We start from the raw sequence: 13286 nt of genomic DNA on the forward strand, positions 1-13286 counted from the left end.
TATGCTGTTTGCATGTTATCATTACCTGCGCATTCGTTTATTTATTATTTTTTAGCGTTGATATTCAACTCCATATCCACTTCTTGAGAGATCATCCAATCTTTAGGGTCACCCTCTGTTCCGTATGCCAATCCCCAATCTTGTCTATTGATCGTAAATTTAGATTGTACCGTAACTTCATTTTCTGTTACGCTTACTTTCGCAGGGAAAGTAACATTCACTGTTTTATCTTTGATCGTTAAGTTTCCACTGATGATATTCGTAGCATCAGCGATCACACTTTTATCTTTAGCAGCATCAAAAGCCGTTACAGCAGTAATTTCAAATTTAGCAGTTGGGTATTTTTCAACTTCAAAGAAGTCACCAGTTTTCAAGTGACCATCTAGATCAGCCGCTGTTTTACCACCTGTTTTTGCTGGATCCACTGCACTTTCATCTGTTTTTACGGAGTTCATATCGATCGTAATCGTTGCACCTGTGATTGCACCATCTGCAACAGATACTGTACCTTCACTGTTCAAAGTACCAAATCTTGGATCGAAACCACCTTTATGGTAACCTTTCCATATAATTGAACTCGTTGAATCAACATTAAAAGTTGTACCCTGTTGTTCCGCTACTTGTTGCTCTGTTCCCGTTTGTGCTTTATCACCGTTTGCACCGCCACAAGAAGCTAATATTACAGAAGCCAATACTGCTAAAACTGATAATTTTTTCATATTTATATAATTTCTTTTAATTAAATCTTGTGCAAAAGTAACATAGTGATAGTTTACTATCGTCATCAGTTTCCTTTTTGAAACTGGTTTCCTATAGGAAACTAACTACAGAATCGGTAATTTTACGACGTAATTTTGTCATTCAGTTAAAAAGATGAAGAAAAATCCAACATTAAAAGATAAACCCGCCTGTAAAGCACGCATGATTGCCATAAAAGATACTATGGAAATATTGTCAGGGAAATGGAAATTCCACATCCTAGGCACCCTCATGGAAGGCGGTAAAATGCGTTTTATGGATCTGCTACGTGAAGTCGATGGTATCGCAGCCAAAATGTTATCTAAAGAATTGCAGGATATGGAAATGAACCATTTGATCAGCCGTACGGTGATGAATACAAAACCCATTACCGTAGAATACGAGGTGACTGAATATGGTCAAACATTAGGACCCATTATTGATGAAGTCGCAAAATGGGGAGTGGCCTACCGTGAGGCGCTATATAAGAAAACAAATTGATGTTCAGCAACGCTAAATGATACTATTTAAGTAACAGATTTATTTTCACTAGATTATCATTAGCAACGCCTATATCACAAGCCTTCTTCACTATTTAAGATTTACATGTTCAATTTAGTATGACTTTTGACAACGAAAATTTTTAGGAGGGATTTTGGAATATTCAATAATGGTGTGTAGCTTGAAAATGAACAACTTTCCTTGTATATTGGAATATTAGTAGCATTTAACGAATCGATAACAATTCAGATGAAAACATTATTATATTTAACAGACCTCTATTACGAAGCAAAAGGAAGAAAGTACTATGAGGAAGACCTTTACATTACATCGAAACTTAAAAACCACTTTAACATACTGATTGGACATCCACATCAGGCCATATCAAATCTTGACAAAGCAGATCTAGTCGTGTTTAGGAATACGGGGTCAGTACTTGGTTATCAGGAATATTTTCAACAATTTCTGACAGAAGTTAAGCTAAAAAATATATTAACGTTCAATTCCTTTGATGGAAAAGCAGATATCTTAGGAAAACAGTATTTGGTCGACCTAACCCATCAAAAATATCCCGTTATACCAACTATTGAAAGATTAGCCGAGATTAATGTAATTGGCAATCACGAGCGTTACATCGTGAAATTAAAAAATGGGGCAGATTCAATTGGAATGGAAATCTTAACACATCAAGAATTAATGGATGCGCAACCAGCGGGAAAATTAATACAACCATTCATTGATTTCGAGTATGAAGTGTCTTATTATTATTTGAATGAATCGTTTCAATACGCTTTATATGCACCGGACAAAAATAAGCGCTGGGAATTGGTTGAATATATTCCTACAGCGGATGATTTCGTGTTTGCGGAGAAATTTATTAAATGGAATAGTATCAAGCACGGCATTACACGAGTTGATGCTTGCCGATTAACAGATGGCTCTCTTCTATTGGTTGAACTGGAAGATTTAAACCCTTTTTTATCTATAGACCTGCTATCTGAGGAAAAAAGAACGGTTTTTATCAACAACTTAATTATAGCGTTAAAAAACACTTTCACAGAATAAACGTAATATTATATTTTATTTTCTGCTTCGCTTCCTTTATAGATTCACGCCCCGACGTATTGTAGGCTTATTATTTAATCCAGCTGAAGGAAATGAAAGTTAAGGATTGAGTCCAAAATATATGGTTAATGATGGTAATAAATCAATTACAAAGACACAAAAAAACCGATTGGTAACAATCGGTTCAATATATCTTATAGTATTCCTACTATAGTTTTTCAATCTCTTCAATGGAAAGGCCTGTAGCTTTAGCAATTTTCTCTTTATCAACACCTACTTCAAGCATCATGCGAGCTGAATGGCATGCTTGCTTATGAGCGTCTTCCAATATCGTTTGAAGTTTCAATTCCAATGCATGCTTTTCCTCTGCAATCCTTTTCTTTTCTGCAACAATCTTAGCACGCTCTTCTAAACGTCCAAGTTCAATTCCAGCTGACATTCCAGCTTCTCTTTCTTGTTTTTTAATTATTTCTATAACTCCCATGTTGATCGTGCCTCCAGACACTTGGTAAATATATGAATCAAAATTATTGTTTATTGTTTCATCTTGTATAAAGATAAAGCTTTTTAAGAAAAATAAAAAATGCATAATCCGCTCTTTATCATATTTCTTACTCGCCAATAGGGCGCGAACAATCGTACTTCGATCTTCGGCCAATTCCTCTTCTGCAACCTTACCTTCCAGTAATGCCTTTTGACAGGCTACCACAATATAAGCAAAGATATTATCACAATCCAAAAGTTCTGTCGCCGAGTTGTCAAAAATTTGGTAGGACAAGTATTTGAAATGTATAGAGGTGTGTATCCCCTGTTCCAAATATTCGCAAGGTCTACGCTGCTTCCGATCGCCGGTAAAGACTGCAATAGTCTCCACTGGTACGTCAAACTTGTCACGAATACGATAATGATATTGAAAAATACGATGCGCAAAATCGGAACTATTACCGCCTTCAATCTCGGTATGTACCATAATCCACTTCTCCGTACCATCCTTCAGATAAACCTTCGCTAATAGATCTGCGATACGCTTACCATCTGAACGCTCACGGTCGGGGATGATCTTAAATAATTCCTTATTCTTAAATGAAAATCCACGATCAAAATCAAATAACTCTTTTGCATTCGGATACATAAAGAGTAAAAAATCATGAAAATTTTCCTCGAATACGCCTTTGAGCAACTCATCATTCTGCTTACGCGGAATAATGCCTGGATCAGTCTGTCTTGAATTCATAAATTCAGTGAATTGGTTATTACACTAAAGATACAAAACAATATTCATAAAAACTAATTAATTTAGTTTATAATACTAAATAAAACATCATTAAATCTAGCGCGTAACCGAAAGAAGTGAATTCATAAGTACCTTAACAAGAAAATCAATAAACGAATAATCGTACTACCCCCCAAGCTCGCCCTGGATTTATTCTGTAATAAATTGATATTTATAACCCTCATGTCCCCTGTAACGGGATTCTTTGCCATAATAAAGAGAGCTCTTGCGAAGCATGACTTATTTTTGATTGTTTTTCCTCCTATTTAAAATTAGTAATTCAAGCTCTACGCTTAAATACTCTGGTTTTTAGGGAGGAGGTCAATACCTTGGAGTAAGTGGGGAAACATTAAGTTGTATATACGCAGAAAAACAAAAATCGCCGATCTATTATAATTAAATAGACCGACGATAAAAGATATAAAATCTTACTAGACTCCAATGTATGCGGATATCATACTGACAGAAATAGAGCACAAATTATATCCGAAATATTGGAAGACAATAATCGCGAAAATGACACGAAACAAAAGGAACAAAACTATTTCTATCTTCCATGTCTTGGGAAGTGTGGAATGACTTCCTCTATCAGTTTCTTGAAGTGTTTCCTTCATAGGTCTTCTATTGAATTTTACATTAAATGCAACATGTCCTATTCCGATTTGTTCTAGATTTTTCAAAAAGTATATCAACCCTTTCCGACCTGAACGCAACCCTAAACGAATAGGTATAGGCATTGCATCTGGGTTTTCATCCAAATCAATATAGAGTGACTGAGCTACAGGTTTTATTACTTTTGATCCCGAAGATTTAACTAGACGATTCCATTCCTGCACCAACAGTCCTTGTTGTGATATAGGTCTTGGATAAGTCAACCAAAAATCTGCATGCTGTGCATTCCAGAGCATTGTTTGTTGGCTGCCACCAGTAATACCAATGGGAATACGCTTTCCAATTGGTTTTGGTATCAATTCTGCTTGTCCGTTAATTTCTCCCCACGAAGATTTATGCACAGGTGCAGAACTTGTGAATAAGGTTTCAATATATTCCAACGACTCCCTAAATAATTGTCCACGTTCCGAATGTTCGACATTAAACGCCGGAAACTCTACAGGACGATCACCTGTTGCAACACCTAACACCAATCGTCCACCAGAGAGTTGATCTATAGATGCGGCCGACTTTGCAATATCAATAGGATGATGCAATGGTAGAATTATCGAACCTGTTGCCAATGCTGCTGTTTTAACATGAGATATCATATGAGCCATCCAAATCCATGGATCCATCACATGTCCTACATCGCCAAAATAAGGATCGCGTAACGGAACATCCCGTGACCAAATTGCCGAAAACCCTCCCAGATCAGCTTGTTCTGCTAGTTTTTCTTGTCCAACTAAATTTGGAATATCACCATCATAAGAAGCTATAGGATAATATATTCCTACGGTTAATTTATCCTTTGCAAACATACGTTTGAAGCCAATTGTTTGCGGTGCTGACAACATTGAAATGTGTGTACTCATTATGTTTAAATATTTATCTGATTGATTTTTACAAAACAAAATTAAAGACAAAACAAGCAATTATGTATATTAGCAATCAATTGTATGATACTAACAAAAATGTAAGTATGGGTAAAATAAAGGAAACATCAGTTAATTTTGAAAACAAGCAAAATCTTAGCGAAGAATGTGCAGAAATCTATGCTGTAAATCTGATTGGTGGACAGTGGACATTAATCATTTGTTGGCATTTAACTAACGGAAAATTACGTTTTGGAGAACTTAAAAAACGAATACCTAATATTACCGAACGTATGTTAACTCTACAACTAAGGAAATTAGAAGAAAACAATATTGTAAAACGAACTGTTTATGCAGAAGTTCCACCTCGTGTTGAATACGAATTGACCACAATTGGTTATGAGCTAAAGCCAATTATAAGAGAATTGGAAAAATGGGGGAATAAGCATAAAAGACTTGAGTAAAGAGAACGAACTCACATTATCGCATTGGAAAAATGGCGAATTTATGGCTAGTTCGAACTTTTCTAATTTATCCAGTCTTGTACGACTTACGCAACAGGTGCCGAGGGGTTCCTCAAAAATTTTGACGTATTTAATGATTGGATATCGAACAACTACATTAAAACCACATTAACGGTAATTGAAATAAAAGGGTTATTTGGAACACTGAAAGTCCAACTGGAAGGTATCGCTACAAAATAACCATGTTGACATCGTTGTTTCCTTTTAAAGTGGATAATTATAACCGAAAATGCATGGCAATCCATGTTGGACAGGGGATAAAAGGTTTTCAAGTTGTAGAAGTTTTGGAAGAACTGAGGTTGAATAAAGGAGCCAAACCAAAGAAAGTTCAAGTGGATAATGGGTCTGAATTGCAAAGCAATCATGAACTCCTATAAAAACAGACACGTGTGAATAATTTATCTCAAAGAAAATGGATCGGTGGGCCTACGAACAAAAAGTTGAACTCGTTTTCTCCAGACCTGGAAAACCGACGGATAATGCGTATATTGAGTCGTACAACGGAAGCTTCCTAGATGAATGCTTAAACACCAATTGATTCCTTTCGTTGGAGGATGCTAAGTAGATAATTGAAGACTGCCGGGTAGAATATAATACCTTTAGACCCCATGCTTTTTAGGAGCTTTAACTCCTGAAATGCTTATCGAAATGAAGACCAAAATAGCCGATTTTTATACTTTCGAATAGTCCGGAAAATGGGAGGAGATCAATCATCAGCTTGAAAGCCATGTGACAATCGATAGGAATTGCAGAAGAACTCTTGGAAATTACATTAGAATTAGGGGAAGCATATTCCGATATGTGCAGCAAAATTAGAAATGATTTAATAAATACTAAAATACAAGTAATTATGTTAATAAAAGTTTTACTATCATTGTAAATAAATCTAAATTTTATTGGCAGCGATTAAAGAATTAGCAGGACAAACTATATGGTACGGTGTTAGTAGCATTGGCGCAAAGTTTCTCAACTATTTATTAACACCCATTCTTACATATTTGATGGCAGATGCATCCGGAGTGCGCGATTAAGGTGGTTATAGCTTATTATACTCTTGGATCGCAGTCGCAAATATTATATTTACCTACGGATTTGAAACAGGTTATTTTCGCTTTTCCAATAAACAAGAAATAAATCGTCAATCACTTTTCCAGACTGCGTTTGGTTCTATATTGGTTAGTACTGCATTCCTTATCACCATTTTATCATTTTTTAAAGTTCCCATTAATAACTTTATGAACCTAGATGGGCATCCGGAATACATCGTTTGGTGTCTTTGCCTGATCGGGTTAGATGCATTGTGTTCGATTCCTTTTGCTAAACTTCGTCAAGAGAATCGTCCCAAAAAATATGCGTTTATAAAACTTTTAGGTATTATCGTAAATATCCTCTTTACATTATTATTTTTAGTGTGGATGCCCCAATATGCTAAAGATAATCTTGATTACTCTATTACAGATTGGTTTAAGAGTCAGAATCGAATTGGACTTCTCTTACTTGCCAATATTTTGCAGAATCTGATTGTATTTCTTATGCTATTTTCCGAATGGAAGAACTTTCGCTTTAAAATCAATATGCGATTATGGAAACAGCTTTTTAAGTACAGTGCACCTATGATTTTTATTGGGTTAGCGGGTATGATCAATGAAGTTATGGATCGTCAGATGTTAGCAAAACTATTACCTTCAAATGTAGATTCGCAAAGTGTAGTTGGTATATATTCTGCAAATTATAAACTAGCAATATTTATAACCTTATTTATTCAGGCATTTAAAATGGCCGCAGAAGCATTTTTTTTCAATCAATCTTTAGAAAAAAATGCTTCAGCTCTTTATGCCCGAGTGATGAAGTGGTTTGTTATTACCCTTTCTTTTGCTTTTCTCTTTTCAGCATTATATCTTGATATTTGGCAATACATGATTGGCACTTCTTACCGGTCAGGGTTAGGCATCGTACCCATACTTTTATGTGCTAATATATGCTTAGGCATCTATTATAATTTAACGGTATGGTATAAATTGACTAATCGTATGCAAATGGGTTTATATATTACTTTATTTGGTGCTGTTATTACATTGCTAGGTAATTACCTGTTTATTCCAGATTGGGGTATATATGCGGCAGCTTGGACTACACTGACATGTTATGCTGCCATGATGATAGTTACGTATTTTGTGGGACAAAAGTATTACTATATACCATATCCTGTTAAGAGTATACTTCTCTACCTAAGTGTTATGCTTATTTGTTTCTTTTTAAAACTGGGTATTGATTCATTATCACTTTCTTTAAGTAAAAATCTGCAGCTCACCTTACGTTTGCCGACAGCAACAATTCTACTTATATTATATACACTATTTATTCTTAAGATGGAACGTAAGGAATTGAAAGAAATGCCATTAATAGGGAGATTTATTTCATGATTCAATCTTTCGATTAATTAATAATAGTTATAAATAAGAGTAACAGTAAATAGTTTGGTAATATTTCATTAAATAATTATATTTTGGGAACCACTTGTACAATGAATATAGACCAAAGCGAAAATCAGGATTTTAAATTTATAATTAGCAATTTATATCAAAGACCTAAGTGGTTTTTTAAGTTTACACAAGAAAACGCTTATAACAAATATGCTTGGTTGTTTCTTTATTTAGCTGTTTTAGGAGGGCGATTAGGAAGTATATCTTCTGGTAAAATTAATATCGAAACGTGGACAGAGCTTTTCTTTAAAGTAATTATTTTGGGAGCTGGGTTAGGTCTAATTAGCTATATTATATTTGGTTATATCCTATCTGGTATTGCAAGATGGTTTAAAGGAGTTGCGAGTGCCGGAGATATCCTCCGTGTTATATCCTACTCTTCTATACCTGGAATACCCATGTTACTATTCTATATTATCGGCTCTTCCATATTTGGTATTTCCTTTTTCAGTGAGTCATTCTGGTTAAATGATAACAATCTAGGTGTGACTATCTTTAAAACATTTCTAATGATGTTTAGCGGGATTATCGGAATTAATATCTCTGTATTTATGGTATTAGGAATTGCTACTGTTAGCAACTTCAGTATATGGAAAGCTATTTTAACAATGATTTTGCCCATAATAATATTTGTAACAATTATTGCTTTATTAGGCGGATATTTATTTTAATAAATTGACAGCAGAGGAGTCGGATTTCACGCAATGAATTGGATCAGCCGGCAACTGTTAATGAAATGGAATCAAAATAATGATGGACTTCCTTTCCTTTGATGGAATTGGTACGGGATTATGATTTAAAATAAATGATTGCTGTGGTTAGTGTTTTAGTTATTTGCTGACTCAAAAGTAGGATGTAAATCATCAAATGGTATGATAATTATTTGAAAAATGGATATGAAGGTTTGCAAAATAACCGCAAAACGACTCGGAGGCAATGGAATTCGATTCCGAATTCTCTACTTTTAAATACTCCGTTTTTTTGGGAGGAGGTCACATGCATCACAATAAAATGCAGTCGCAATTACTTGGTTTACTTATGGAAAGATTGTATTTTTAAAGTAGATTTTACAATAACACTAATCAATCCAATTTGAATTGAGATACAAATTGTCAGCACTAAACGAAAGTCGGTTACATAAGTCATAAATGGATGGTAAGAAGCTTATTTTAACCATGCCCAAGCTCGTTTTTAGTTTAGGCATGGTCTTCAAACACCATCCCGTTACTACTACGCTCCTTTTGCTTTGCTACGAACTTGCTATCAATTTTATCAATCAAATAAAACAAATTATTATGCTTAAAAAAAATTTAAGTTACTTCGTATTACTTTTGATTTCGACATCTATATATGCGCAAAATATCGACTCACAAAAACTCGATTCGTATTTCACATCTCTGGAGCAAAATAATAAGTTTATGGGAAGCGTGGCTATATCAAAAAATGGTAAACTTATTTATTCAAAATCGGTAGGGTTTTCTGATGTTGAAAACAAAATGAAAGCAGATATAAATTCTAAATACAGAATTGGATCCATTTCAAAAACATTTACATCTGTTTTGGTTTTGAAAGCCATAGAAATGAAAAAATTGGAGTTGAACCAAACTATTGAAAATTATTTTCCAACGATTAAGAATGCTGAAAAAATAACCGTAAAACATTTATTAAGCCACAGAAGTGGAATACATAATTTTACCGATGATAAGGATTACCTTACTTGGAACACTCAACCTAAGACAGAAAAAGAAATGGTAGCGATTATTGCAAAAGCGGGCAGTGATTTTGCACCTGACAGCCAAGCCCAATATAGCAATTCAAATTTTGTACTTTTAACTTATATTCTTGAAAAAAGTTTCAAAAAAAATTACGGAGACCTTTTGAAAGACTACATCACACAACCTCTTGATTTAAAGAATACTTATATTGGTGGAAAAATTAATCAAACCAAAGGCGAATCTAAGTCATACACGTTTAATGAGAAATGGAATCTTCAACCTGAAACAGATATTTCCATTCCTTTGGGAGCTGGTGGAATTGTCTCGACACCAAGCGATTTGATCGATTTCAGCAATGCATTATTTAATGGTAAATTAGTCGATGCTAAAAATCTTGAAATCATGAAAGACGTCAAAGATAAATATGGCATAGGCTTATTTCAAATTCCTTTTTATGACAAAATTGGGTATGGGCACACGGGAGGTATTGATGGTTTTAGTTCCGTTTTTTCCCATTTTTCAGATGAAAATATTGATTTTTCTTTGACTTCAAATGCAACTAATTTTAATAATAACAATATTGCTATTGCTGTCTTAAGTGCCGTCTATAATAAACCCTATGATATTCCAAATTTTTCAAGCCATGAGGTAATTTCAGAAGATTTGGACAAATACGTTGGTATTTACGCTTCCAAACAAATCCCGTTGAAAATTACTATTACAAAAGACAACAAAACGCTCATCGCTCAAGCAACAGGGCAATCTGCATTTCCACTTGAACCAACAGAAAAAGATAAATTCAAATTTGATCAAGCAGGAATTGTTTTAGAATTTGAACCGGTAGGAAAAACAATGACATTGAAACAAGGAGGTGGAGAATTTCAATTTACAATAGAATGATAAAAACGCTAGATTACGATAAGGAAAATGAATTTGCGTTATTTAAAGAACTCTGTGGCACCTGTAGTACGAAGCATACACTATTAAGAAATTGGCTGATGAAAATGGAAGTTATGAGCTGGATCTGCTAAAAAAAGTCGAAATACAAGCAGATCAAATAACCGATTTCAAAGTACAGCTTCATCGCGGATACCTCGCTCAATGAATTGAAGATTACAAAATCCCCTACTCTCTTGACGAACTATGGGTCATCCGAGAGGAATGCATCAGGCTGATAGGGAGTGTTAACAGCCAATCCTAGGGAAACAATAGAGAGGTTTATAAATCTTAATATATACTGTGGAAGAATCTAAAAATTAGAAATTTTAACATTAATTTATTACCTTTAATAAGCTGCCAAACATGGGTTAAGCTAACATAAAAGCAGAAAACCTAAACTTTTAAAGGCGTAATGCTCATTATTCTAAATCATTTAACGAACGACCAATGGATAATCAAAAATCTTATAAGTTTGGTATATTCTATTATAACCCTTCAGATACTCGCCTATTGATTTCTAAAAGATCATCTAGTATGCATGGGTACACGCTTAATTTTGTAAAACCAATTAGTTCTTTAATAATAGGTTTACTCCTCTTTTTGGCTATTATACTTATTTAATATTTAGAAATTGACAATTTAGACCTTAATAACTCTATCCCACGAGTATCTACTGGACTTGCTGTGGCATTACAAAAAGAATATAAGCATTTACTTAAATATGGAATGTCTCAAAAAATTAAAACACCTGATAAAGAAGGTAATTTAAAAGAGGTAAATAATCCTGGATTCGTCAAAGCACTTCAAGATTTCGTTAAAGCATATAAAAAGGAATATCAAAATGAACAATTGTAAATTCTAGTTATTATAACCGTAATATGGTTCTATCAAAAATCGAAGCATAATCTTTATCAATAAAAAGGATAATGAACAGAAAATATAACGAGTATTTACATAAAAGTACACAGCTAAAATGAAAATAATTTCCGTAAGAGAAAATCCAGAATATAAAGAGAAAGCAATCCAATACTTCCAAAACAGTTGGTCTGAAGTATTACCAATTATATATGAAGATTGCATCTCAAACTGTATAAATGCTACGCAATCATTACCACAATGGTATCTTCTAGAGAAAGAAAATGAAATTATCGGTTGTGCAGGCTTAATTACGAATGATTTCATTAGCCGAATGGATTTGTATCCATGGTTGTGTGCACTATATATTGATGAGCAGCACAGAGGACAGAATTATGGAAACCTACTCATTGAGCAAGCAAAGACGGATACAAAAAAAAATTGGCTTTCCATATCTAAACCTCTCCACCGACCATATCGGATACTATGAGAAATTAGGATTTGAGTACATTGGACAGGGATACCATCCTTAGGATGAGGAAACTAGAATTTATCTGATAAAGGTCTAGTTCCCTAGCGAATTATCTGAAGATGAGCAAAAAAGTATAAAAAAATTCTGATTGTCCCCCAGTCCAAATTAATGGTAAATGTTATCGTAGAAATAATTGTTGTCGACGGTGAAACTAAGGCAGAGCTTAATAATGAAATTAAGGGGTAAATGTCGAGTTATACATCATCACTCTTGAAACTAAAAATACAAAAAATGAAAGTATTATTTTTTTTGGTTGTATTATTTTTATCTGTCGACCTTAAAGCTCAGGTTGAAAACCTATCTAGTTTTAATAACGAACTTAAATTAAACAGTTTAAACCTAATGTTTAAAAAACATATTGAGATTGACTCAATACGAGTTGAATACCGGTATGGCGCACCTTATTTTCTTGAATTATATTTTAATTCTTTCACTGGAAAAAAGACGAGAGCAGACAGCTATGACTTAAGTTTTTTAGGAGACCAGTTTATCCTTCGAAATAAATACAAGGATATAATAACTTTTCTATATCAGTTCAAGCCCGATTCACTTCAGGAGAAAAATAAAACAAATGATGCTTTATTGTCGGTACAATTAAAAAAATCAACAATAACATCTCAATACATTTCAGCTCCATGGCTTAGTAATGCCTTCTGTAATGTTGGGAAACTTCGGACTGAATTACAACAATCTTTTCAAAATAAGCAGAATGAACCTCTTGTTGACTCTGTACTAATATTTCAAGCCATAATTGAAAAAGATAAAACTTTAGGGGATATTGATTTAATTGAAGGAAAACATTCATCATTCTCCAAATACGTATTAAAAGTAATTCAAAGCACAAAGAACTCTGGTATCTGGTTCCCAATGACAAATAGTAGTGGTGCACCTATACGTGGTCTAGTGGATATTTTTGTGAAATTGGATCAAACCAATACTATTCATGTTTCAGTAACTGGCAGAACAAGGAAATTAAAGATAAAAGATACTAAGAACTATAGCCCTATTTATTATTAAAAATCAAGTCAGGAAAAATGATTTAACAAGATTTACATTTTAGATTGCTGAAATTTCTTTAATCTATTTAGGCGCTTGCCACTTTGTTGGCCAAAGATCTTCCAAATGACCAGAAGAA

At 33.9% G+C, this 13286-nt stretch carries 12 protein-coding genes and 2 pseudogenes; 11 read left to right on the forward strand and 3 right to left on the reverse strand.

Features of this window, described 5'->3' with window-relative positions:
- Nucleotides 1-44: 44 nt before the first annotated feature.
- Nucleotides 45-719: a YceI family protein gene (locus ACFX5U_RS11580; protein ID WP_038697719.1), complete on the reverse strand. Its 675-nt coding sequence runs from the start codon at nt 717-719 to the stop codon at nt 45-47.
- Nucleotides 720-873: 154 nt separating this feature from the next.
- Between ACFX5U_RS11580 and ACFX5U_RS11585 the strand changes: the two genes are divergently transcribed.
- Nucleotides 874-1239: a winged helix-turn-helix transcriptional regulator gene (locus ACFX5U_RS11585; RefSeq protein ID WP_400260763.1), complete on the forward strand. Its 366-nt coding sequence runs from the start codon at nt 874-876 to the stop codon at nt 1237-1239.
- Between the two features lie 249 nt (nt 1240-1488).
- Entirely contained in the window at nt 1489-2304 is an 816-nt protein-coding gene (locus ACFX5U_RS11590) for a hypothetical protein (protein ID WP_400260764.1), read from the forward strand.
- Between the two features lie 208 nt (nt 2305-2512).
- On the opposite strand, the gene ACFX5U_RS11595 is transcribed toward ACFX5U_RS11590, so the two are convergent.
- Both ACFX5U_RS11595 and ACFX5U_RS11600 read right to left on the reverse strand, forming a co-directional pair.
- Nucleotides 2513-3538 carry a hypothetical protein gene (locus tag ACFX5U_RS11595; RefSeq protein ID WP_400260765.1) on the reverse strand — a complete coding sequence of 342 codons (1026 nt, stop codon included), beginning with the start codon at nt 3536-3538 and terminating at the stop codon, nt 2513-2515.
- Nucleotides 3539-4008: 470 nt separating this feature from the next.
- On the reverse strand, nt 4009-5103 hold the full coding sequence (locus ACFX5U_RS11600) for an LLM class oxidoreductase (protein WP_400260766.1): 1095 nt from the start codon (nt 5101-5103) through the stop codon (nt 4009-4011).
- Nucleotides 5104-5210: 107 nt separating this feature from the next.
- On the opposite strand from ACFX5U_RS11600, the gene ACFX5U_RS11605 reads away from it, so the two are divergent.
- From ACFX5U_RS11605 to ACFX5U_RS11645, 9 genes and pseudogenes are all read left to right on the forward strand, one after another.
- Nucleotides 5211-5567, forward strand: a complete 357-nt coding sequence (locus ACFX5U_RS11605; protein ID WP_400263586.1) for a winged helix-turn-helix transcriptional regulator — start codon at nt 5211-5213, stop codon at nt 5565-5567.
- Nucleotides 5568-5836: 269 nt separating this feature from the next.
- Nucleotides 5837-6189, forward strand: a pseudogene (locus tag ACFX5U_RS11610) (integrase core domain-containing protein); the annotation flags it as partial.
- 481 nt (nt 6190-6670) lie between these two features.
- Nucleotides 6671-7396, forward strand: a pseudogene (locus tag ACFX5U_RS11615) (lipopolysaccharide biosynthesis protein); the annotation flags it as partial.
- A gap of 147 nt (nt 7397-7543) precedes the next feature.
- Complete coding sequence (locus ACFX5U_RS11620) at nt 7544-8050, forward strand: polysaccharide biosynthesis C-terminal domain-containing protein (RefSeq protein WP_400263587.1); 507 nt, start codon at nt 7544-7546, stop codon at nt 8048-8050.
- 101 nt (nt 8051-8151) lie between these two features.
- Nucleotides 8152-8781, forward strand: a complete 630-nt coding sequence (locus ACFX5U_RS11625) for a YIP1 family protein (RefSeq protein ID WP_400260767.1) — start codon at nt 8152-8154, stop codon at nt 8779-8781.
- A 624-nt stretch (nt 8782-9405) separates the two neighbouring features.
- Entirely contained in the window at nt 9406-10725 is a 1320-nt protein-coding gene (locus tag ACFX5U_RS11630) for a serine hydrolase domain-containing protein (protein WP_400260768.1), read from the forward strand.
- Between the two features lie 723 nt (nt 10726-11448).
- Entirely contained in the window at nt 11449-11619 is a 171-nt protein-coding gene (locus ACFX5U_RS11635) for a hypothetical protein (protein WP_400260769.1), read from the forward strand.
- Between the two features lie 118 nt (nt 11620-11737).
- Nucleotides 11738-12109 carry a GNAT family N-acetyltransferase gene (locus ACFX5U_RS11640; RefSeq protein ID WP_400260770.1) on the forward strand — a complete coding sequence of 124 codons (372 nt, stop codon included), beginning with the start codon at nt 11738-11740 and terminating at the stop codon, nt 12107-12109.
- A gap of 273 nt (nt 12110-12382) precedes the next feature.
- Nucleotides 12383-13168: a hypothetical protein gene (locus tag ACFX5U_RS11645; protein ID WP_400260771.1), complete on the forward strand. Its 786-nt coding sequence runs from the start codon at nt 12383-12385 to the stop codon at nt 13166-13168.
- Nucleotides 13169-13286: the final 118 nt, after the last annotated feature.

It is taken from the genome of Sphingobacterium sp. SG20118 (genome assembly GCF_044740685.1).
Lineage (GTDB): Bacteria > Bacteroidota > Bacteroidia > Sphingobacteriales > Sphingobacteriaceae > Sphingobacterium.